This window comes from Pseudomonas sp. KBS0710 (assembly GCF_005938045.2).
GTDB lineage: Bacteria > Pseudomonadota > Gammaproteobacteria > Pseudomonadales > Pseudomonadaceae > Aquipseudomonas.
The window spans coordinates 424,331-448,243 of sequence record NZ_VCCF02000001.1 but is presented as its reverse complement, the minus strand read 5'-3'; the positions used below and the strand labels follow the sequence as shown (position 1 = coordinate 448,243).

Genomic DNA, 23,913 nt, shown 5'->3' with positions numbered 1-23,913 from the left:
AAATCCTGGGGTTGGCGCGCAGTTATTTTAACCGTCACAAACCCTCGCCAACCCACGTTTCTGCGGGCTGCAGCCAGGTTTTGCGGGTGCTAGCAGACAAGTCCGCTGCTGTCGAGATATGGCGCCGAGGGTCGTTTGCGTATACTGCGCAGATGTTCTCCCCTACTGCTTTACGCCCGCGATGCGCCAAATGGCTGATCGCAACCGGACTCTTCCTGATGCTCAGCGCCTGTGTTGATAAGCCCAGCACGCTCGAGCGAATCAAGGAGGATGGCGTATTGCGGGTGATTACCCGGAACAGCCCGGCCACGTATTTCCAGGACCGCAACGGTGAAACCGGTTTCGAGTACGAACTGGTCAAGCGCTTTGCCGATGACCTGGGCGTGAAGCTGGAAATCGAGACCGCCGACAACCTCGATGATCTGTTCGGCCAACTGGGTAAACCCAATGGTCCGGTTCTGGCGGCCGCAGGTCTGGTCAGCAGCGAGCAGCGCGCCCAGCAGGTGCGTTTCTCCCATCCGTACCTGGAAGTCACGCCGCAGATAATCTACCGCAACGGCCAGTCGCGCCCGACCGGCCCGGCAGATCTGGTGGGCAAGAAGATCATGGTGCTCAAGGGCAGCACCCACGCCGAGCAATTGGCGGCGCTTAAAAAGCAGAACCCTGCAATTGAATACGAAGAGTCCGACGCCGTTGAGGTCGTGGACCTGCTGCGCATGGTGGACGAGGGCCAGATCGACCTGACCCTGGTGGACTCCAACGAAGTGGCAATGAACCAGGTGTACTTCCCCAATGTGCGCGTGGCCTTCGACCTCGGCAATGCCAGCAACCAGAGCTGGGCCGTGGCGCCGGGGGAAGACAACAGCCTGCTCAACGAGATCAACAGCTACCTGGACAAGGTCGAGAAAAACGGCACGTTGCAGCGGCTCAAAGACCGTTATTACGGGCACGTCGATGTACTCGGCTATGTCGGCGCCTACACCTTCGCCCAGCATTTGCAGCAACGCCTGCCCAAGTACGAGAAACACTTTCGCACCTACGCCAAGGAAGAAAAGGTCGACTGGCGCCTACTGGCGGCCATCGGTTATCAGGAGTCGCTGTGGCAGCCAGCCGTCACCTCCAAGACCGGCGTGCGCGGCCTGATGATGCTGACCCAGAACACCGCGCAAGCGATGGGTGTGTCCAACCGCCTGGATGCCAAGCAAAGCATCATGGGCGGCGCCAAGTACCTGGCCAAGATCAAGGATGAGTTGGACGACAGCATTGCCGAGCCGGACCGCACCTGGTTCGCCCTCGCCGCCTATAACGTTGGCACCGGCCACCTGGAAGACGCACGCACGCTGGCCAAGAAAGACGGCCTGAACCCGAACAAGTGGCTGGACGTGAAGAAGATGCTGCCGCGCCTGTCGCAGAAGCAGTGGTACAGCAAGACCCGCTACGGTTATGCGCGCGGCGGTGAGCCGGTGCACTTTGTGGCGAACATCCGGCGGTATTACGACATTCTCACCTGGGTAACCCAACCGCAGCTGGAAGGCAACCAGGTGGTGGAAGGCAACCTGCACGTGCCGGGTATCGACAAGACCAAGCCGGCGGAAGATAACCCGCAGCTGTAAACCCAATATCCCAAATACACTAAGACTCATGTGGGAGCGGGCTTGCTCGCGAAAGCAGTGTGTCAGGTTATACATCTGTCCCTGATACACCGCTTTCGCGAGCAAGCCCGCTCCCACATTTTGATCTGCACCTGGCTTATAGGCCGGTGAGCAGATGCACGACCCCGCCCGTTAACACCATCACACCCGCAACACCCGCCGCCTTCAGCGCCTGCGCATCCAACCGCCCTGCATCCTGCAACTGCACCCGCACCCGCGTCAGCGCCACGCGCTGTTGCGACTTGAGGTTATCCACACCGCCCAATGCGCTCAGCACCTCGGTCGACAACAGGCCCTGCGCAGGCACCACCACGGTTTCGGCAATCAGATCCGGGGTCAGGGCTTTCCAGAACGCCCTTTGCAATTTCTCGAACATGCTCAGTGCTCCACGACAGGTGAGGTTTCAACGGTGGCCGCGTGGTACAGGCGCAAGGCCTCGCGGACTTGGGCGGCTTCTTCCAGGCCGAGCACCTGGCGGGCGATGATCTGGCAGTCGGCCAGGTCGAGCTCGCGCACGGTGGCCTTGATGGTCGGGATCAGCGGTACGCTGACCGACAGTTCATCCACCCCCAGCCCGATCAACACCGGCACCGCCAGTGCTTCAGACGCCAACGCGCCGCACACGCCGACCCACTTGCCATGGGCATGGGCGGCCTTGACCGTGGTGGCAATCAGGCGCAGCACCGACGGGTGAAAGCTGTCGGCCTGGCTGGCCAGTCGCGGGTGGTCGCGGTCCATGGCCAGGGTGTATTGGGTGAGGTCATTGGTGCCAATGGAGAAGAAATCCACATGCGGCGCAAACACATCCGCCATCAGCGCCGCAGACGGTACCTCGATCATGATCCCCAGCTTCGGCAGCTCGGTAAGGCCCAGCGCAGTGGCTTCCTCTGCAAGGATCTTGCGCGCCAGGTGCAGCTCCGACAGCAGGCTGACCATCGGCAGCATGATATGCAGCCGTGCAAAGCCGGCACTCGCCAGGATCGCGCGGAACTGCTCGCGCAGCAATTCAGGGCGCTCCAGGCACAAGCGAATACCACGCAGGCCGAGGAATGGGTTGGTCTCACGCTCCATTGGCACATAGGCCAAGGGTTTGTCGCCGCCCACATCCAGGGTGCGCACCACCAGATTGCGTTCGCGGCCCAAGGCTCGGGCGATGGCGCTGTAGGTGCCGGCTTGCTCCTCTGGGCTGGGCGCGCGATTGCGGTCCAGGTAGAGGAACTCCGAACGCAACAGGCCGACGCCTTCACCGCCCAGGGCCAGAGCTTGTTCGACCTCCTGCAACGAGGCGACATTGGCCGTGACCTCGACATGGTGACCATCGCGCGTGATGCCGGGCAAGGCGGCCTGCGCCACTTCACGCTCACGTCGCAGTATGTGTTGCTTGCGCGTAGCGGCCAGTTGCTCGACAGCCGCCAGGTCGGGCTCCAGGTGCAGCTCGCCTTTGTCGGCATCGAGCAGCACCTGCTTGCCGTTGGTCAGCGCCAGCGCCTGTGCCGGTACACCACACAGCGACGGCAAACCAAGGGCGCGCGCCAGGATCGCCACATGGCTGGTGGCGCCGCCGCCAACGGTGACGAACCCCAGCACTTTGCGCGTATCCAGGCCAGCGGTTTGCGAGGGCGTCAGTTGCTCGGCAATCACGATCGCACGATCCGGCAATTCCCAGGCGCTGTCCTCAATACCGAGAATCAACTTCAGCACACGCTGGCCAACATCGGCCAGATCCGCTGCGCGCTCAGCCAGCAACGCACTGCCCAGGCCGAGAAACAGCTTGGCGGTCGCGGCCGTGGCGCTGTTCCAGGCAAAGGCAGCGCTCTTGCCTTCGGTGAGCAGGCGGTGGGCTTGCTCCAACAGGGTCGGGTCTTCAAGCAGTTCCTGATGGGCACGGAAGATCTCCGCCTGGGCGCTGCCAACCGCTTTGTCTTGCAACACTTGCAGCGCTTCGGTGGCGGCCAGTAAGGCGCGGGTCAGCGCGGCGTGTTCAACGGATTCACCCGCGCCCTGTTCCTCGATGTGCAACTCGGGTTCCGCCACTTGGAACACCTGGCCAAACGCGGAGCCGGGCGAGGCACACACGCCGCGCAACAAGGTCGCCGATGACTCGGGGGCTGGTGTTTCAGCCGGCGCAACAGACTCGTCGACCGCCTCCCCACAACCTTGCGCCAGCAAGGTTACCAACGCCTTGATGGCCGCATCGGCATCCTCTCCCGCCGCACTCACTTGCAAGGTATCGCCCTGCACGGTTTGCAGTGCCATGATCGCCACCAATGACTTGGCGTTGGCGCTCTGGGTTTGTTTGTGCAGGTAAATGCTGGCGTTGAAACCTTTGGCCGTTTGCGCCAGCACGGCCGCAGGACGCGCGTGCAAGCCGTTAGCATTGGGTAACGTCAGCGGCTTGGAGAACAGTGCATCGCCCTCCTCCTCGCCCAGGGTGTCAGTGGCCTCGCCGGGTGAGACTCGCACAAGAGGCTCGCCCACTTCCACCGCGCCGCTGCCCGGCGTCAGCAACACAAACGGCTCGCCGCTGACCACCAGCATCAAGGTCAGCAAGCTGCGCGCATTGAGCGCCACATAGTCGGCATCGAACTCGATCAACGGCTGGCCGACCTCCACCTGCTGGCCTTCCTCGACCAAGCGGGTGAAGCCCTTGCCCGCCAGGTGCACCGTGTCCAGGCCGATATGCATCAGCACCTGCACGCCGTTGTCGCCGGTGACGCTGACCGCGTGCCCGGTGTCCTGGATATTGCTGATCACCCCGGCCAACGGCGCGCACAGGGTCTGCGAGGTGGGATCGATGCACAGGCCGTCGCCGATCATGCGGCTGGCAAACACCGGGTCAGGTACCTGGTCCAGCGCCAGCAGCACCCCGGACAAGGGTGCCAGCAGTTCCAGGGGTTGAGTTGTGGTCATGACTTCACCTGCTGTTTTGTTCTGTAAAAATCATAGGGCGAACGACGGTCCACTGTGGGAGCTGGCTTGCCTGCGATGCCGGCGACTCGGTTTCTCAGTAAGACCGAGGTGTTGCTATCGCAGGCAAGCCAGCTCCCACCTAAAACGCGTTCACTTAAAACCAAGCTATTTCCACCAGTATTCGACTTGCACACCCACATTCGAGCCATGCCGCGCCGTGCCGTAGGCGCCGGTGTCGGACAATGCCGAGCCCGCCGCCAGTTCATTCGCCGCACGCTTGGCCGCTTCGTTCCAGGTTGCATAGGTGTAGTACAACCGCACTTCCGGCCGCGCCCAGAAATCCGGGCCGTTGGGCGACCAGGTCGGTGCGAAGGTGAATTTGCTCAGCTTGCGTGTACCGTCGGCAGCCTCGACTTGATCATGCCCAAGCTCGGTGACCAGTTTGAACTGTTCACTGATGGCATACGCCGGGCGCACACCGATGGACATCCAGGTCTGGTCCTGGCTGCCCGGGCGAATATCCTTTTGATACACCGCCTCGACCTGCCCGCCGAAACGCGGCGTCACCTGCCAGTCGAAAAACTCCACGGCGCGGTAGCTTTTGCTGCTCTTGTCCAAGGCGGTATTGCCGGTATAGCCCAAACCCGTGCCGGGGCCTTCGCCGTACTGCAAGGCGAATTTGTTCTTGCCGCCAAGAAACGGTTTTTGCACATGCTGCGCGGTGATCGCCCAACCGCTGTTGGCCTCACGCCCGCCGGCTTTTTCGATGTAGCTCAAGCCAAATTCCAGCTCGCCGCCGGGGTTGGTCTTGAAGCCCGCCACGTTGAAGTCGTGACGGGTGGCGTATTCCTTCTGGTACAGGTTGTCCTTGCGCGACAGGGCGTAGCTGTATTTGAGGTCGCCGATCTTGACGTCTTCGACACCGCCGCCCGTGGCGCTCTGGTTCCAGTAGTAGAAGTCGGAGATATGGATGTCATTACGCTTGTAGTAACGGCGCCCCGCCCACACCGAGCCGCCATTGAGGCTGGGCAGGTTGGACCACTGCGCATACATCTGCGGCATGCGCGCCGAGCCGTTGTCTTCACCCTGGAATTTCAAGGCTCGGTCATATTTGTTGTACAGCGATGCCATGGCATCGACGCTCAGCACCGAGCCGTCGTCGAGGGTCAGCAGGTCCTGGCGCAACTCAAATTCGGCGTACTGCTCGCATTCGTTACCCAAACGGTACTTGGATTGCGCCCCCGGCAGTTGGAAACACTGTTGCTTGCCACTGCCTGTTGAAGTCCCCGCGCCGCTGCGCAAGTAGCCGGCAAACTCCAGAGCCTGAGCGGCAAAAGGAGCGGTGAAACATGACGCAATGAGGCCCAGCTTTATTGTTGTTTTCATGAAGCACTCCGATATTCTTATTATGTTTTTGGGTGAAGCGCCCCCGCACTCCCATACGGGGGATGCAGCGGGTCTCAGTCCTTGAGGTGCAGCACAAACGATTCATAAGGGCGCAACAGCACCGTGCTCGCACGCACAGGGCAGTCGGGGTAGTTGCTGATCAGCAGGCGTTGCTCGCTCGCCGCGCTGATGACGCCTTCGGGCAGTTGGATTTCGCAGGGCTTGCCATAGAAGTTGTTCAGCACCAGCAAGCGCTCGCCCTGGCCTTCGCGCAGGTACGCCCAGACTTGCAGGTGGTCTTGCAGCAACTGGCGATAAACGCCGTTCTGGATCAGCGGTTCGCTGCGGCGCATGGCGATCAGTGCGCGGTAGTGATGCAGCACCGAATCGGGGTCATCCAGCTGGCTCTCGACGTTGATCTGCGCCGCGTTGTCCGGGATGCCGATCCACGGTTCACCGCTGCTGAAACCGGCATTGGCTTGGGTGTTCCACTGCATCGGCGTGCGGCTGTTGTCGCGAGACTTCTGCATGATCGCCGCCATGCTCGACGCCTCGGACTCACCGGCATCACGCTTGAGGCGGAAGATGTTCAGGGTCTCGACATCGCGGTACTGCTCAATCTTGTTGAAGCCCGGGTTGGTCATGCCCAACTCTTCGCCCTGGTACACATACGGCGTGCCCTGGAGAAAGTGCAGCGCAGTGGCGAGCATCTTGGCGGAGACCACGCGGTACTCGCCGTCGTTACCAAAACGCGAGACCACGCGCGGCTGGTCATGGTTACACCAGAACAACGCGTTCCAGCCGCCACCAGCCTGCATGCCCAGTTGCCAGTCGGAGAAAATCTGCTTGAGTTGCAGGAAGTCGAAGTCGGCCTTCACCCACTTTTGCAGGTTCGGGTAATCGACTTTCAGGTGATGAAAGTTGAAGGTCATCGACAGTTCTTTGGACGCCGGATTCGAATAACGAATGCAGTGCTCAAGGCTGGTGGACGACATCTCGCCGACATTGATCAGGTCGTGCCCTTCGAACACTTCGCGGTGCATTTGCTGCAGGTATTCATGCACGTTCGGGCCGTCGGTATAGAAACGCCGGCCGTCGCTGTTGTCTTCGGGGAAATCGGCAGGCTTGGAGATCAGGTTGATCACGTCCAGGCGGAAACCACCCACGCCTTTGTCGCGCCAGAAGCGCATCAGCTTGAACACCTCGGCGCGCACCTTGGGGTTGTCCCAGTTGAGGTCGGCCTGGGTGTGGTCGAACAGGTGCAGGAAGTACTGGCCGGTTTGCGCTTCGTACTCCCAAGCGGAGCCGCCGAACTTGGATTCCCAGTTGTTCGGCTGGTCGCGCCAGATGTAGAAGTCGCGATACGGGTTGTCGAGGCTGCTGCGCGCCTGCTGGAACCACTCATGCTCGATGGAGGTGTGGTTGACCACAATGTCGAGCATCAGCTTGATGCCGCGCTTGGCCGCTTCGCTGATCAGCAGGTCGCAGTCGGCCATGGTCCCGTAGCTGGGGTCGATGGCGTAGTAGTCGCTGATGTCGTAGCCGTTGTCGCGTTGCGGCGAGCGCAGGAACGGGGTGATCCACAGGCAATCCACGCCCAGCCACTTGAGGTAATCGAGTTTGTCCACGATGCCCAGCAGGTCACCGGTGGCGTTACCCGCGTGGCTGTGGAAGCTTTTGGGGTAGATCTGGTAGATCACCGAGTGTTGCCAGTCTTGCATGGTGGGTTCCTTCAATTGAGTTGTGGGCTGGCTTTGAGGGCCTCATCGCGGGCAAGCCCGGCTCCCACTTTGATGTGTGAACACATTCAAATGTGGGAGCTGGCTTGCCTGCGATAGCGATCGATCAAGCGACGCGATACCCAGGCCGCACGATCTTCATGCTCAACGCGCAGGTCAGAACAAACGGCACGACCATGGCGATGACCATCCCGATCACAAAACTTGGGATGAACTGCGGAATGATCGAAATAAACCCAGGCAAGCCACCGACACCGATGGCCGAGGCCGTCACCTTGTTAAGTGAGAGGAAAATGCTGCCCAGCGCCGAGCCCAGCAGCGCGGCATAGAACGGAAACTTGAAGCGCAGGTTCACACCAAACATCGCCGGTTCCGTAATGCCGAAGTAAGCGGAAATCGCCGAGGTTGAGGCCATGCTTTTGTCCCGCGCGTTGCGGGTCATGTAGAACACGCCAAGTGCCGCGCTGCCCTGGGCCAGGTTGGACATCACAATCATCGGCCAGATAAAGGTGCCGCCCTGGGTGCTGATCAGCTGCAGGTCGACGGCGAGGAACATGTGGTGCATGCCGGTGATCACCAGCGGCGCGTACAACAGGCCGAAAATCGCCCCGCCAAGCATCGGCGCCAGGTCAAACAGGGTGACCACACCTTCGGTAATCAGGATGCCGAGGTGACGGGTCACCGGGCCGATGATGGCAAGCGCCAGCACGCCGGTGACAACGATGGTGGTGATCGGCACCACGAGCAGTTGAATGGCATTAGGTACGCGTGCCCGCAGCCATTTCTCGATCACGCTCATCACATAGGCCGCCATCAGGATCGGCAGGATCTGCCCCTGGTAACCCACCTTCTCAATCTTGAACCAACCGAAAATATCGAAGTACGGCAGGCTCTGGCCATCAAGCCCGGCCACCGCTTTGCCGTAGTTCCAGGCGTTGAGCAGATCCGGGTGCACCAGCATCAGGCCAAGCACGATGCCGAGGATTTCACTGCCGCCAAAACGCTTGGCCGCCGACCAGCCCACCAGCGCCGGCAGGAACACGAATGAGGTGTTGGCCATCAGGTTGATCAGGCTCCACAGGCCATCCAGGTTCGGATACGCCTCCAGCAGCGTCTGGCCCTCGATGAACATGCCCTTGGCGCCCATCAGGTTGTTCACGCCCATCAGCAGGCCGGCGATGATCAGCGCGGGCAGGATCGGCATGAACACGTCGGAAAATACCCGCACCAGACGCTGCATGGCGTTGGTCTTGTCGGCGCCCTTCTGCTTGACGTCGGCAATGGTCGAAGCCGCAAGCCCCGTCTGCTCACGCAGGGCGGCATAGACCTTTTCCACTTCGCCGGGGCCGATCACGACCTGGAACAGGCCGCCGGTGAAGAACGAGCCCTTGACCAGATCGACCTGGTTCAACGCACTGCCGTTGACCAGGCTCGGGTCCTTGAGCGCCAGGCGCAGGCGAGTCACGCAATGGGCAGCTTGCTCAAGGTTGTCGCTGCCCCCGAGGTTCTCGAGAATCTCGCGGGCAATATTCGAATAGTCGTGGCTCATGCTTGGTTTCCACTTTGGTTTTTTTATTTGAGGGCAGTCATTGGCAGCACGCCGTGGCCAAAAGTACTCGTATGTACGAGTTAAATCAACAACTCGTCTGTACGAGTTACATTAAGTTTAAATTTCTGAATTTGAAGTCAGACATTTCCCTAATTCCACGCAGGTCCAATGGACAAAGCCCACCTCTGCCACTAAGGTTCCTGCCTTGAACGCGCCGTTCACCTTCATCAAGCCGGGCACAGAGCCATCCCCATGAGCAAATACAACCAGATCTATACGGATCTGCTTGCCAGCATCACCACTGAACGCCTGCAACGCGGTACGCGCCTTCCCTCTGAAACCGAACTGATGGACGCCTACCAGGCCAGCCGTGGCACGGTGCGTCGCGCCATCGAGCAGTTGCAGGAGCGTGGGTTTGCGCAAAAAATCCACGGCAAGGGCACCTTTGTGTTGTCGCCCAACCCCATCGAGTTCCAATTGGGCGGCATTGTCAGCTTCCACGAAACCCACGCTGACTTAGGCGATGACGTACGCACCGAGGTGGTCGAATTCAGCCAGTTCGCGCTGGAAGGCTCGCTGCTGCAACACATCGAAGCGGCGCCCGGCGCTCTGATTACCCGCATCAAGCGGGTACGGCGCATCGGCGGCAAACGGGTGATCCTGGACATCAACCACTTTGTGGCTGACCTGATCCCGGGCCTGGATCGGGACATCGCCGAGCAGTCGATCTATGCGTTTATCGAGCAAACGCTGGAGCTGCAGATCAGTTACGCGCAACGCACCATCGAAGCACTGCCGCGCAGCAAGGACGACCAGGCGCATCTGGATCTGGATGGGCAAAGCCATGTGATTGTGGTGAGCAACCAGACGTTTTTGCAGGATGGAAGGCAGTTCGAGTACACCGAGTCGCGGCATACGCTGGATAAGTTTTATTTTTCGGATATAGCGCGGCGCTGACCTCCGGGCTAACTATGTAGCGCCCGAAACCCTTGCGCCTTTGGGACTCTCGCCGTTCTTTATCGACGGATGAGTCCCATGAGTACCGCTAATCCCCTGCCCAACGCCGCCGACAAGGCGGCCCTCAAGACCTTGGCCACCGAGGTGGTGCAAGCATGTCCCAGCCTCCAGGACAGCGCCCATGAAACCGCCTGCAGCATCCTGAAAAAGCACGGCGTGACAGACCTGGATCCGGACGATGTTTACTACCATCGATTCAAGTCCGCCCAGAGCAGCACCAAGACCTTTACCGGCTGGGAGCACGTTCTGGAAAAACCCTACGAGTCGACCACCCTGACACAGTTGGTGATTCGGCGCTTTCGCGCCACCGACTTCGACAATGCCGACTTGCTCGACCTCTATGGAGGCTTCTACACCCAAGGCCCGGTGTATGGCGATTTTAACGAAACCAACGAAGTGCGCCTGCATGGCAACGAAGTACTGAATGACTTCTGGGAGATAAAATTCGACCGCCTCTACACCCATCAACTGGATGATTTCTGGCACGCTCATGCAGATGACTTTCGGACCCTGGCCAAATGCAATTTTCTCAGCAAAGCCGTGCAGGCCGTTGACCTCAAGCAATTGACACGAGAGGACTTACAAACCTGCATCAACGCTGTCGCCTCCAATGTGACGTGGCCTATTACCCGCCAGATGCTGCAGACCGAAGTGACGCCCGCCCAAAGCCCGCAGGTCTATGCCATGGACGTGGACGGCCATGTGGCTTTCAACCTGCTGCGCATCGTCGACCCGAATGGCCGGCAGATTCTCTACACCCCCGGTGACACCCCAGCGTTCCAAGTACTCGAAACCCCGGCAGACATGCACTGGTGGGTCTTGGGCAAAATGAACAATGAGCAAAGCCGCAGTGCCTTCCTCTGTCACTTCCCGCTGTCTGACCGCCAGGCCATGCAAGACAACATCACTGAGCTGATGAACCGCTTGGTCGGCACCTGGGGCAAGTCCGACCATCATCTGATCAATCGAAAAAACCAGGCAATTACCAGCGATGCCTTCACCTGGCTGAGGGATCGTACCCGCTGGTCAATGTACGACGAGGCGCAGCAGCTGCTGACCACTCAGGCAGAGCTGCAAAAGAAACTCTGGATAGGCTACCTGAGTGCCGGTTTGAAAGTGTTCGGCCCAATGGCTGCGATCGGCTGGGTGACGGCATTACCTGTATTGGGTGCCAGCATCGCGCTCACGGGCCTGAACATCGATCAGGCCGCCAATGGCCGAACCCGCGCAGAGCGCAAGGCTGGCGTCACGGCGGCCGTGCTTAACGGCATCGCCATGCTGTTCAACGTGGTGGCCCTGACCGGGCCGGGCCCCATCACCGAGGTGGGTGCTGAGGTCGATGCCGCAGAAGCCGCCGAAATGGCCGAGTATAAAGAAGCACTGCAACCTGATCCGGTCGACGAGCCTGCCGTGACAACGCCGAACGAAGAAGCTCCAGCGCTGCCAACCGCCACACCACTTGACCCGGAACCCTCGATACCGGCGTCCTGGGCACGCCAGCAAGGACTGACGGGGGCAACGCCAATGACAGAAGGAGGCCGCTACAGCAATATCTACACCGTCAACGCCAACCCTTCGACCGTCATCACGTTCAAGGATGCCGTCTATTACGTGCGCTACGAAGCCGACGTCAATGGTGATGGGAGCTGGGCGATCATTGACCCGCAAAACCCTCACGCGTTTTACGGCTCACGCCCGGTACAACTCAATGCTGCTGGAGAATGGGAACTTGCCTTGCGCCCATCCGACGCGGTCAGGGGCGGCGCACCTGTCGACACGATCGCGGCAAGCGAGGCTAATCTGGGGGCAGCCGTGCCCGAAGAAGCCATGCCTTCGACCTACGGGCCGCCCAACTGCAATAACCCGCCCTCCAGCCTGAGCTCTCCTTATGACCTCAACAACCTCGGCCAGTATCAGATTGAACTGGCAATGGGCGGCAGGCCCGATCACTTCAAGCGCATCCCAAAGCCTGGAGGCGGCCTTACTGACTTCTTTACGTCCGATTACTTTATCAATCCGATGCGCAGCAAAATCCTTACGGCTGCGCGTAAGTTTTTTTCCCGGCCTTTTTTCATCCATACCCTGCCCGAACGCCCTGCCCTCCCCTCGCTTACACCAGAAATGTCTTCCAGCGAACTGCTAGAAGAGATCATCAAAAACGCGCCAGGCCTGGTGGTCGCTGAAAGCCCCAGCCGCGTCGCCAGCTTGTACATTCTGATCAAAGACATGCCCACCCTGGCGCGACAGGGGCTCAAGACACTTTATCTGAACCGGCTGCTCAACGATCTGCATCAATTGGACCTCGATACGTTCGCCAACACCGGGGAACTGTCCGACGGCCTGAGAACTTATCTTGAGGAAATGGATGCCTTGCTACCTGTGCGTTTTAACACTCAGGCACTGCTCACCACCGCCCGGGCCTACGGGATACGCGTACAGGCCACCGGTTGCCTGGCCAACTATCGATCATTCCCGGTAGCGGTGGATGAGCAAATGGTGAAGAACTTTTTGACCAGCGAAATCATCCGCCTGGACCAGCTCAAGAACGGCGTAGGCAAATGGGTGGCGTTGACCGAGGCGCAAAATACCAACACGTACAGGGGCGTGGCCGGTATCAGTGAAATAAACGGAGGCACCAGCCTGCGCATCGGTGAGGATCTGAATGCCGCCAGCACCCGGGTCAACATACGTCTTGGGCCCAAGGTGATAAATGACGCCGGGGCCACCAACCCGCCCCTGAGCAGCCTGGACACGGACCTTTCCCTCGACGTGCCAATGACGGAACTGGATCTGCCAAAACCCTATGTATTCACAGAACGGCAGATCGAGAATGCACTTAAACTCCCCGGCGATTATCTTCTGGAACAAACCCAGACAACCTTGACCCTGATCCACCGCAATCGGCTGAGCGCATTGGTGCGCAGCACCATCCAAAGCACCGCCAGTAATGGCTACTTTATTGATGCGGTGCAGTTTCCGCGACTCAAGGGCACCGTCTACAGCTCGTTGACCGAACTGCTCCAGGCCCTGAACAACCAGGGTATGAGGCTCACGGGGTTGCCGCTGATCAAGCTGCGGGTTCCGGCGGCAGAGCTCGACGGCACCGCCTTGCCGGCGGCCACAAAACTCCCGGCCTCAGGAGCGGGCATCGTTGCAACGGGCAATCCCGAGACAATAATACCGCCGACCAGTGTTCCTGAAATCCCTGCATCGTGGGAAGCCAATGAGATACTGGAGGGCCAAACGCCGGACATCGCCCCTGGAAGATATCAGGGGATTTACCGTCTTAAATCCGACCCTGCCGACGCGATCATGCACGATGGCAAGCCCTACTACGTGCGCTATGAAACCTATCGGGATGGCACCAGCGGCTGGGCCATCATCAATCCCCATGCCCCTAACGACGCAGCCGACTCGATTGCGGTTCGGCTCAATGCACAAGGGCAGTGGGAAACGCTTACCCGCTAGTCACCGATCACCGCCCTGAAACAACAAAGCCCCGGCAGTGCCGGGGCTTTGTTTATTTACGACTCAAGGCAGGTGCCAGGAATCATTCCCACTCAATCGTCGCCGGCGGCTTGCTCGACACGTCATAAGTAACGCGCGAAATGCCTTCGATCTCATTGATGATCCGGCCGCTGACAGTTTCCAGCAGCTCGTACGGCAGGTGTGCCCAACGCGCGGTCATGAAGTCGATGGTCTCAACGGCACGCAGCGCAACAACCCACGCATAACGACGGCCATCACCGACAACACCCACCGATTTCACCGGCTGGAACACCACGAAGGCCTGGCTGACTTTGTGGTACCAGTCGGCCTTGCGCAGTTCTTCGATGAAGATGTGGTCGGCGCGACGCAGCAGGTCGGCGTACTCCTTCTTCACTTCACCGAGGATACGCACGCCCAGGCCCGGGCCTGGGAACGGGTGGCGGTAGACCATGTCGTACGGCAGGCCGAGCTCCAGGCCCAGACGGCGGACTTCGTCCTTGAACAGTTCGCGCAGCGGTTCTACCAGCTTGAGGTTCATCTCCTCCGGCAGGCCACCCACGTTGTGGTGGGACTTGATCACGTGGGCCTTGCCGCTCTTGGCGCCGGCCGACTCGATCACGTCAGGGTAGATGGTGCCTTGGGCGAGGTACTTGATGTTGTCCAGTTTGTTGGACTGGGCATCGAATACGTCGATGAAGGTGCGGCCGATGATCTTGCGCTTCTTCTCTGGGTCGCTTTCGCCCGCCAGGTTGTTGAGGAACTGGTCCTCGGCGTTGGCGCGGATCACCTTGACGCCCATGTTCTCGGCGAACATGGCCATCACTTGCTCGCCTTCATGCAGGCGCAGCAGGCCGTTGTCGACGAACACGCAGGTCAGCTGGTCGCCGATGGCTTTGTGCAGCAAGGCGGCTACCACGGAGGAGTCAACGCCGCCGGACAGGCCGAGCAATACGTTGTCGGTGCCGACCTGGGCGCGCACGTTGGCGATGGCGTCTTCAGCGATTTTCGACGGGGTCCACAGGGCTTCGCATTGGCAGATGTCGAGGATGAAGCGCGACAGGATGCGCCCGCCTTGCTTGGTGTGGGTCACTTCCGGGTGAAACTGCACGCCGTAGTAGCCGCGCTCGTCGTTGAACATGCCGGCGATCGGGCAGCTCGGGGTGCTGGCCAGGATGTGGAAGTCTTCCGGCATCTTGGTGACCTTGTCACCGTGGCTCATCCACACGTCGAGGCCGAACAGGCCGTCGGCGTCGATGTGGTCTTCGATGCCGTCCAGCAGGCGGCTCTTGCCGACCACATCCACACGGGCATAACCGAATTCACGCAGTTCGGAACCTTCCACCTTGCCGCCCAGTTGCTCGGCCATGGTCTGCATGCCGTAGCAGATACCGAAGACGGGCACGCCGAGGTCGAACACGGCTTGCGGGCAACGCGGGCTGTTGGCTTCGTGCACGGACTCGGGGCCACCGGCGAGGATGACGCCTTTAGGTGCGAATTCGCGGATCGCTTCGTCGTCCATGTCGAACGGGTGCAGTTCGCAGTACACGCCGATTTCACGCACGCGGCGGGCGATCAGCTGGGTGTACTGGGAACCGAAGTCGAGGATCAGGATGCGGTGGGCGTGAATGTCGAGGGCCATGAAGTCAGTCTCGTCTAATGAATCAGAAACAACTCGGGGCTGAAAGAACAGCCCCGGTTACTTAACGTTTTGCTGGAAGCCTCAACCTACGCGGTAGTTCGGCGCTTCCTTGGTGATCTGCACGTCGTGGACATGGGATTCAGCCATGCCGGCGCCGGTGATCCGTACGAACTCTGGCTTGGTGCGCATTTCTTCGATGTCGGCGCTGCCGGTGTAGCCCATCGAGGAACGCAGGCCGCCCATCAGTTGATGGATGATCGCGCTCAGGGTGCCTTTGTACGGCACACGGCCTTCGATGCCTTCCGGTACGAGCTTCTCGGCGCCTGCCGAGGAGTCCTGGAAGTAGCGGTCGGAGGAGCCTTGCGCCTGGGACATGGCGCCCAGCGAACCCATGCCGCGGTAAGCCTTGTACGAACGGCCCTGGAACAGCTCGATTTCGCCCGGCGCTTCTTCGGTACCGGCGAACATCGAGCCCATCATCACGCAGGAAGCACCGGCGACGATGGCCTTGGACAGGTCACCGGAGAAACGGATGCCGCCGTCGGCGATCAACGGAACGCCGGTGCCTTCAAGGGCAGCGGCGACGTTGGCGATGGCGCTGATTTGCGGCACGCCTACACCGGCGACGATACGCGTGGTGCAGATGGAACCAGGGCCGATACCGACCTTGACCGCATCGGCGCCGGCTTCGGCCAGGGCCTTGGCAGCTGCGCCGGTGGCAATGTTGCCGCCGATCACCTGTACGTCAGGGAAATTCTGTTTGACCCAGCGAACGCGATCGATCACGCCTTTGGAGTGACCGTGGGCGGTGTCGACCACTACCACGTCAACACCGGCAGCCACCAGGGCCGAAACGCGGTCACCGGTGTCTTTGCCGGTGCCGACCGCAGCGCCAACACGCAGACGACCTTGATCATCCTTGCTGGCCAACGGGTATGCCTTGGCTTTTTCGATGTCGTTGACGGTCATCATGCCTTTGAGGGCGAATTTGTCGTCGACGATCAGCACGCGCTCGATGCGGTGCTTGTGCAGCAGTTCGCGCACGTCGTTCTTGTCGGCGCCTTCCTTGACAGTGACGAGGCGCTCTTTAGGCGTCATCACTTCACGGACGGTGACTTCAAGGCGGTTCTCGAAACGCACGTCACGGGAAGTGACGATGCCGACCAGGTCGCCATCGTGCAGTACCGGAACGCCGGAGATGTTGTGCAGGCGGGTCAGGTCGAACAGATCACGCACGGTAGCGTCGGCTTCGATGGTGATGGGATCTTTCACCACACCGGCTTCGTAACGCTTGACCTTGCGCACTTCGGCAGCTTGCTGCTCGATGGTCATGTTCTTGTGGATGATGCCAATGCCGCCTTCCTGAGCCATGGCGATTGCCAAACGGGCTTCAGTGACGGTGTCCATGGCAGCGGAAACCAGAGGAATATTCAGCTCGATGCCACGGGTTAGGCGGGTCTTGAGACTGACTTCGTTAGGAAGCACCTCGGAATAACCGGGCACTAGGAGAATGTCGTCGAATGTCAGAGCTTCTTGGCTGATACGCAGCATCGCGGGGGCTCCCGAGCGGGAAAATGGAAGCGCGCCATTATATACATGCACCCTGTCGGGCTCAATGTAAAACTCTGACAAACTTGGTAATACTGATAGATGGATTAAAGCTCGACTTTGACCCAACTCATCTTCTGGTCCAGCCAGTCGGCAAATTCGTCGATAAAGCTCTGCTTGAACCCCGCCTCCGCCCAGTTGTTGAAGATGAAACCCAGGTTGGAAAACCCGCATTCCTGCAGGAACAGAAACCCGTTGATGTCATCTTCATGCCCACACAACGGGCAGGTGAAGTTGTCGGTGTGGCCAGGCATCCACTCTTCCAGGCTTTCGAACAGTGCTTCGCCGACTTCTTTAAGGCATTCCGGGCAGCCGGCTTCTTCGAGAAAGCCCTTGGCGGGTGTGTAGATGCAGCGCTTGTAGATGATCTCCAGGCCATTGACCGGCTCGTTGAACGGCAGCGCCTCGGGGTGCAGCACCACGGCACGGGCGCCATCGGCCAGGGCGTAGGCCATGCGGTTGCCGGTGCGCCCGCAGGTGGTCAGCTCTTCCTTGATGATGTTCTTGCGCACCAGCCAGCGCACGATCGCGCGGGCGCGGGGTTCGTGGACGGGCAAGGTGGAGATTTTGGGGACAAGGATGCTTTGGGAGTTCATGGTGCTTGGGAGCCCTGCGGTGTGGCTACTGGCGCCATCGCGGGCAAGCCCGCTCCCACATTTTGAAAGTGTTCACAATGCCAAATGTGGGAGCGGGCTTGCTCGCGAAGAGGCCCTGAAGGCTGGCAGCTTAATCCCTGAAGAAATCGGGTCAAGTACTCAAATACCGCCCAATCAATGCAATGCCACTGGCCAACACCAACCACGTCACCAAGCGCACAAAGGCTTCGCGGGACATGCGCATCGTCAACCTGCGCCCACACCACAGCCCCAGGGCCATCGCCGGCAATAGACAAACGGCCAACAACAGCAACGGCAGATCCGCATACACCCCGGCGACCAGAAACAGGCTCAGGCGCACCACCGTGCTGCAACTGATCAACGCACTTTGCGTGGCCCGCGCCGCGTCCTTGGGCAAACGGCTGTTGAGGTAGATCGCATATAAAAAGCCGCCACTGCCAAACAAAGCGCCAAACAGCCCGCCGACGGTGCCCATGGGAATCGACCAGCCTTTGGAAAGTTGCGTGGGCCGCGCCTTCACCGACAAGCTGTAGATCGCATAGGCGCTGATAAACAGCCCCATCAGCAGCAACAACAGATCCGAATGCAGGTTGAGCAGAAAGATCACACCCAGCGTGCAACCGATGGCCATGCACGGCAGCAACCGCAGCAGTTCGGGCCTGTTCACGTCTCGCCGCAATTGCAGCAGATTGCCAAAAGCCGCGACAAAATCCAGCAGCACCAGCAACGGGATGATCTTCGACAGCGGCATAAACACAATCAGGATCGGCCCCGCCACCAGCGCCGTGCCAAAACCGGCAATGCCGAACACGATGTAAGCCACCGCCACACCCAGGCCGATGACCAGCCAATCGACACCACTGAACGACCACTGGCTCATCAGCTCAACCGGATTCATGACGTATTCCTTAAAAGAGACAGGCATCACTTTAGCCATCGCCGAGTGTTGCGACTAATATCTTCAAAGCCCTCCACTCATCTCGAAAAGGCATGACGCGTGATATCCACTCGCCAACTGCGCTACTTCGTCGAAATCGCCGACAGCGGCAGCTTCAGCGCCGCCGCCGAGCGTTTGTTTGTGGCGCAATCAGCGCTGAGCCGACAGATCAAAGAGCTGGAAACCCAGCTGCAAACCCCGCTGTTCGAACGCACCGCGCGCCAGCCCCGGCTGACGGCGGCGGGCGAAGCCTTTTACCCAAGGGCGCGCAACCTGCTGACCGATCTGCTCAAGGCCAGTGAGATGGCCACGCAGGTTGGCAATGGACAGCTTGGCACCCTGCGCCTGAGCCATTCGAGCACCGTGCCGATGAGCGGGCCGTTGCTGCACGGCATCAGTACCTGGCTGCAGCGTTGCCCCGGCGTGACGATGGATATCGTCAAGCTGTCTTCCGAAGCGCAGCTTGAAGAAATTGCCGACGGGCGCCTGGACGTCGGCCTCTTGCGTTTACCCGTGCTGCGCCAGCGTGAGGGCGTGCGCGTGGTGCCTTTATACAGCGAACAATTGTTGCTGGCCGTGCCACCCAATCACCCACTGGCCCGCAGTAATAACCCGATCGAACTGGAGCAACTCAAGGACGAAGCGTTTATCTCGATCCCCCACCCCCAGCGCGGCGGCCTGAGTTATCTGTCGGCCGAGCTGTGCATGCGTGCAGGATTTTTCCCCAAAGCGGCGCGAGTGATGTCGCGCAAAACCACGCAGTTGCAACTGATCCAGGCCGGATTCGGTATTGCCCTGTTACCAAAATCCATGCAGGACATAGCGCCGGCCAACCTGCACTTTTTGCCCCTGGCCGACCCGGACTGCTTGAGTACCGTGGCCCTTGCCTGCGCGCAGGCACCGAGCGCACTGGTGGAGCAATTCTGCCAAACCTTGCACGAATGCCTATAAACTGCCGCCATGATTAAAGATCCTTTTGCCCGCTTGGGCCTGGACCGCGAAGTCCTGACTGTCAGCCAGCTCAACGGCCGCGCGCGGGTGTTGCTGGAAGACGTGTTCACCAATATCTGGGTCGAAGGCGAGATCTCCAACCTCGCCCGCCCGGCTTCCGGCCATGTGTATTTCACCCTCAAGGACAGTGGCGCCCAAGTGCGTTGCGCGCTGTTTCGCAACAATGCCGCGCGAGTCCGCCAGGCGTTGAAGGACGGCTTGGCGGTGAAGGTGCGCGGCAAGGTCTCGCTGTTCGAAGGCCGTGGCGACTATCAGTTGATCCTCGATACCGTGGAACCTGCCGGCGACGGCGCGCTGCGCCTGGCCTTTGATGCGCTGAAGGAAAAGCTCAGCGCCGAAGGCCTGTTCAGTGCCGAGCGCAAGGTGCCGCTGCCGGCGCACCCTAGGCGCATCGGGATTATCAGCTCGCCCACCGGCGCGGTGATCCGCGACATCATCAGCGTGTTCCGCCGTCGTGCGCCAAACGTTGAACTGACACTGATTCCCACCGCAGTGCAAGGCCGCGAAGCCATTCCACAGATTGTGCGCGCACTGAAACTGGCCGACGCGCGTGGCTTCGATGCGTTGATCCTGGCCCGTGGCGGCGGTTCGCTGGAAGACCTCTGGTGCTTCAACGAAGAAGCCGTAGCCCGTGCGGTAGATGCTTGCGTAACACCCATCGTCAGCGCCGTCGGCCATGAAACCGATGTGTCGATCTGCGACTTTGTGGCGGACGTGCGCGCCCCCACGCCCTCCGCCGCCGCTGAATTGCTCGCGCCCGACGCCAGCCACCTGGTGCGCCAGGTCGAAAACCTGCACCGCCGCCTGGTGATGCTGATGCGCAACCGCCTCAGCCACGACCGCCTGCGCCTTGAGGGCATGGCCCGCCGCCTGCGCCACCCTGGCGAACGTCTGCGCCAACAGGCCCAACGCCTGGATGACCTGGACATGCGCCTGCGCCGCGCCTTCGAGCGCAGCCTCAACACCCGTCGCGAACGCCTGATCCGTCTGGAAACCCGCCTCGCCGGCCAACACCCCGGCCGCCAGTTGGCCCTGCTGCGCCAGCGCCTGGACAGCCTCGCAGAACGCCTGCCCCGCGCCATGCGCGAAGGCCTCAAGGCACGCCGCCTGCAACTGCAAAGCCAGGTGCAGACCCTGCAGGTGGTCAGCCCGCTGGCGACCCTGGGCCGTGGCTACAGCATCCTGCTGGACGAGCGTGGCCAGGCGATCCGCAACGCCGCGCAAACCCACACTGGCCAGCGCCTGACCGCACGCCTGGGCGAAGGCCAATTGCAGGTGCGGGTGGAAGATAACCACCTGACGCCCGTCACCCTGTCGTTACTGGATTGATCGATGCCACGTTTATTTAGCCTGCTGATATTGTTGTGCCTCACCTTCAACGCCCACGCCGACAGCTACATCACGCGGCTGCTGAACAAGCCAGTGCCGGGTGGCGTGGCGGTGGTCGACCTCGGCACTTCGGCCAGCGCGCCCAAAGCCAGCTACCTGAATCGGCCGGTGCTGGTGGTCAAGGAACAGAACAACTGGCTGGCGATTGTCGGGATCCCGCTGACCGTCAAGCCCGGCACCGAGCGCATCACCAGCGGCGGGCAGAACTTGCCGTTTGTGGTGGGCTTCAAGAAATACCCCGAACAACACATCACCTTGAAGAACAAAAGCCAGGTGAACCCGGACCCGGCGCAACTCAAGCGCATCGAAGGTGAACTGGCCGTACAGCTCAAGGCCTACCGCAGCTTCAGCCCGAATACGCCGAGCAACCTGCTGCTGGACAAACCGGTCAATGGGCCACTGTCGAGCAAGTTCGGCGTGCGTCGGTTCTTTAATGGCGAGGAGCGCAACCCGCATTCGGGGCTGGACTTCGCGGTGGGTGCAGGCACGCCGATCAAGACACCGGCAGCGGGCAAAGTGATCCTGACCGGCAACTACTTCTTCAACGGCAACACTGTGTTCGTCGACCATGGCCAGGGCTTTATCAGCATGTTCTGCCATATGTCGAAGATCGACGTCAAAGTCGGCGACCAACTGGCACGCGGCGCGGTAGTGGGCAAGGTCGGTTCCACAGGCCGTGCGACCGGGCCGCACATGCATTGGAATATCAGCCTTAACGATGCGCGGGTCGACCCGGCGATTTTTATCGGCGCGTTCCAGCCCTGATATAAATATTCAACCTACCGGCCTCATCGCGGGCAAGCCCGGCTCCCACAGGTGAACGCGATTCCCTGTGGGAGCCGGGCTTGCCCGCGATGAAGCCGGGTCTGCCAGCCCAATTGCGCGCCCAATAACTACTGCGCAATAAAAACAAACCTACAACTCAAAAACCGCAACAAAATATCAAATCGCAGCCAAATAGAAGAACTTATCTCAATTTTTCCCGACTACTTGCCATCTTTCACCCCGGCGGTTAGGGTTGAGCTTATGAAAACCTCTCACACCCTCATTCAGCTCCGCCAGCACCGCAGCCTGTGCCTCGTCAGCGCACGACTGCCAGGCTGAATCGATCTGCCTCGTCCCAAGCTTCGTCCCCAATAACAGTTTTACGGCAGGCCGCCTTTTCTCGGCCCCTACTACTAAAGGATTTCCCGATGAGCATGCTCAAAGACCCGTCTTCGAAGTACCGCGCGTTCCCGACCATCGATATCCCGGACCGCACCTGGCCGTCGAAGACCATCACCGAAGCGCCGATCTGGTGCAGCTCCGACCTGCGTGATGGCAACCAGTCGCTGATCGAGCCGATGGACGCTGCGAAGAAGCTGCGTTTCTGGAAGACCCTGGTGTCTGTAGGCGTGAAGGAAATCGAAGCTTCGTTCCCGGCCGCGTCGCAAACCGACTTCGACTTCGTGCGCACCTTGATCGAAGACAACCACATCCCCGCGGACACCACCATCCAGGTGCTGACCCAGGGCCGTGAAGACCTGATCGCACGTACTTTCGAATCCCTGCGCGGCGCCAAAAAGGCCATCGTGCACTTGTACAACGCCACGTCGCCGTCGTTCCGCCGCATCGTGTTCAACCAGGACAAAGACGGCATCAAGGCCATAGCGGTCAACGCGGCCAAGCTGTTCGTCAAATACGCCGCCCAGCAGCCGGACACCCAGTGGACCTTCGAGTACTCCCCGGAGACCTTCAGCGCCACCGAGCTTGAGTTCGCCAAGGAAGTCTGTGACGCGGTGATCGAGGTGTGGAACCCGACGCCTGAGCACAAGATGATCCTCAACCTGCCGGCCACGGTTGAATGCGCGACACCCAACATCTATGCCGACCAGATCGAGTGGTTCGGCCGCCATATCAACCGTCGTGACAGCGTGATCATCAGCCTGCACACCCACAACGACCGTGGCACCGGCGTGGCCGCCACCGAGCTGGGCCTGATGGCCGGCGCCGACCGTGTCGAAGGCTGCCTGTTCGGCAACGGCGAGCGTACCGGTAACGTCGACCTCGTGACCGTAGCCTTGAACATGTACACCCAAGGCCTCGACCCGCAGCTGGACTTTTCCGATATCGACGGCGTGCGCAAAGTCGTCGAGGAGTGCAACCAGATCCAGGTGCACCCACGTCATCCGTACGTTGGCGATCTGGTGCACACCGCGTTCTCCGGCTCCCACCAGGACGCAATCCGCAAGGGCTTTACCCAGCAGAAAGCCGACGCGCTGTGGGAAGTGCCGTACTTGCCGATCGACCCGGCCGACATCGGCCGCAGCTACGAGGCAGTGATCCGCGTGAACAGCCAGTCGGGCAAAGGCGGCATCGCCTACCTGCTGGAGCAGGAATACGACATCAGCTTGCCACGCCGCATGCAGATCGAATTCAGCCAAGTGGTACAGGCCGAAACCGACCGCGTGGGCCTGGAGATGACTGCACCGCAAATCTACGCCCTGTTGCAGCGTGAATACCTGCAAGCCAACACCCCGTACGCGCTGGTGAGCCACCGCCTGCAGGAAGAAAACGGCAATAGCACCGTGGAAGTGGAAGTCTCCGGCAAAGGCCAGGGCGAAACCAACCTGCGCTGGAACGGCAAGGGTTACGGCACTCTGGAAGCATTGGTTGCCGCGCTGCCGATCAAGGTTGAGATCATGGACTACAACGAACACGCGATCGGCGCCGGCACCAATGCCAAGGCTGCGGCCTACATCGAGCTTCGCGTAAACGGCGAACGCCCGGTGCACGGTGTAGGGATTGATGAAAACATCACCACGGCGAGCTTCAAGGCGGTGTTCAGTGCGCTGAACCGTTCGTTGAGCCAGCTGGAAGCGAAGGCGGCGTAAGCACTGTCGCGGTAATGCAAAAGGCCCCTGGGTGAGAATCCAGGGGCCTTTTTTGCTTTGGATGGGCGGTGATGCGGATGGCCTCTTCGCGAGCAAG

The 23,913-nt window shown here is 60.4% G+C and carries 16 protein-coding genes; 7 read left to right on the top strand and 9 right to left on the bottom strand.

The window, feature by feature from the left end; translation table 11 throughout:
- Positions 1-152: 152 nt before the first annotated feature.
- Positions 153-1,613, top strand: a complete 1,461-nt coding sequence (gene mltF, locus FFI16_RS02105; protein ID WP_138813962.1) for a membrane-bound lytic murein transglycosylase MltF — start codon at positions 153-155, stop codon at positions 1,611-1,613.
- A 136-nt stretch (positions 1,614-1,749) separates the two neighbouring features.
- Here mltF and FFI16_RS02100 read toward each other — a convergent pair whose 3' ends face one another.
- The 5 genes from FFI16_RS02100 to treP form a co-directional block, all read right to left on the bottom strand.
- Entirely contained in the window at positions 1,750-2,028 is a 279-nt protein-coding gene (locus FFI16_RS02100) for a PTS transporter subunit EIIB (RefSeq protein ID WP_138813961.1), read from the bottom strand.
- A 2-nt stretch (positions 2,029-2,030) separates the two neighbouring features.
- Complete coding sequence (gene ptsP, locus FFI16_RS02095) at positions 2,031-4,562, bottom strand: phosphoenolpyruvate--protein phosphotransferase (protein ID WP_138813960.1); 2,532 nt, start codon at positions 4,560-4,562, stop codon at positions 2,031-2,033.
- Positions 4,563-4,727: 165 nt separating this feature from the next.
- The gene (locus tag FFI16_RS02085; protein WP_138813959.1) at positions 4,728-5,948 is read right to left on the bottom strand and encodes a carbohydrate porin; all 1,221 of its coding nucleotides are present in this window, start codon (positions 5,946-5,948) and stop codon (positions 4,728-4,730) included.
- Positions 5,949-6,022: 74 nt separating this feature from the next.
- Entirely contained in the window at positions 6,023-7,669 is a 1,647-nt protein-coding gene (treC, locus tag FFI16_RS02080) for an alpha,alpha-phosphotrehalase (protein ID WP_138813958.1), read from the bottom strand.
- A gap of 124 nt (positions 7,670-7,793) precedes the next feature.
- Positions 7,794-9,236 carry a PTS system trehalose-specific EIIBC component gene (gene treP / locus FFI16_RS02075; protein WP_138813957.1) on the bottom strand — a complete coding sequence of 481 codons (1,443 nt, stop codon included), beginning with the start codon at positions 9,234-9,236 and terminating at the stop codon, positions 7,794-7,796.
- Between the two features lie 252 nt (positions 9,237-9,488).
- Between treP and treR the strand changes: the two genes are divergently transcribed.
- Entirely contained in the window at positions 9,489-10,193 is a 705-nt protein-coding gene (gene treR, locus FFI16_RS02070; RefSeq protein ID WP_138813956.1) for a trehalose operon repressor, read from the top strand.
- A 78-nt stretch (positions 10,194-10,271) separates the two neighbouring features.
- Entirely contained in the window at positions 10,272-13,721 is a 3,450-nt protein-coding gene (locus FFI16_RS02065) for a membrane-targeted effector domain-containing toxin (protein WP_138813955.1), read from the top strand.
- Between the two features lie 82 nt (positions 13,722-13,803).
- Here the strand turns inward: FFI16_RS02065 and guaA are convergent, their stop codons facing one another.
- The 4 genes from guaA to FFI16_RS02045 all read right to left on the bottom strand — a co-directional run bounded on the left by guaA (position 13,804) and on the right by FFI16_RS02045 (position 18,504).
- The gene (gene guaA, locus FFI16_RS02060; RefSeq protein WP_017134673.1) at positions 13,804-15,381 is read right to left on the bottom strand and encodes a glutamine-hydrolyzing GMP synthase; all 1,578 of its coding nucleotides are present in this window, start codon (positions 15,379-15,381) and stop codon (positions 13,804-13,806) included.
- Positions 15,382-15,462: 81 nt separating this feature from the next.
- A complete protein-coding gene (guaB, locus tag FFI16_RS02055) occupies positions 15,463-16,932 on the bottom strand; it encodes an IMP dehydrogenase (protein WP_016977684.1) in 1,470 nt (489 codons plus the stop codon).
- A gap of 104 nt (positions 16,933-17,036) precedes the next feature.
- Positions 17,037-17,585, bottom strand: a complete 549-nt coding sequence (locus FFI16_RS02050) for a sugar ABC transporter ATPase (RefSeq protein ID WP_138813954.1) — start codon at positions 17,583-17,585, stop codon at positions 17,037-17,039.
- Between the two features lie 151 nt (positions 17,586-17,736).
- A complete protein-coding gene (locus FFI16_RS02045; protein ID WP_138813953.1) occupies positions 17,737-18,504 on the bottom strand; it encodes a sulfite exporter TauE/SafE family protein in 768 nt (255 codons plus the stop codon).
- 99 nt (positions 18,505-18,603) lie between these two features.
- Between FFI16_RS02045 and FFI16_RS02040 the strand changes: the two genes are divergently transcribed.
- The 4 genes from FFI16_RS02040 (at position 18,604) to leuA (ending at position 23,816) form a co-directional block, all read left to right on the top strand.
- Entirely contained in the window at positions 18,604-19,494 is an 891-nt protein-coding gene (locus FFI16_RS02040) for a LysR family transcriptional regulator (RefSeq protein WP_138813952.1), read from the top strand.
- A 9-nt stretch (positions 19,495-19,503) separates the two neighbouring features.
- On the top strand, positions 19,504-20,883 hold the full coding sequence (gene xseA, locus FFI16_RS02035) for an exodeoxyribonuclease VII large subunit (RefSeq protein ID WP_058422672.1): 1,380 nt from the start codon (positions 19,504-19,506) through the stop codon (positions 20,881-20,883).
- Between the two features lie 3 nt (positions 20,884-20,886).
- The gene (locus tag FFI16_RS02030) at positions 20,887-21,708 is read left to right on the top strand and encodes a peptidoglycan DD-metalloendopeptidase family protein (protein ID WP_138813951.1); all 822 of its coding nucleotides are present in this window, start codon (positions 20,887-20,889) and stop codon (positions 21,706-21,708) included.
- 428 nt (positions 21,709-22,136) lie between these two features.
- Positions 22,137-23,816 (top strand): 2-isopropylmalate synthase, encoded by a 1,680-nt coding sequence (gene leuA, locus FFI16_RS02020; RefSeq protein ID WP_138813950.1) that lies wholly within the window; start codon positions 22,137-22,139, stop codon positions 23,814-23,816.
- Positions 23,817-23,913 lie beyond the last annotated feature (97 nt).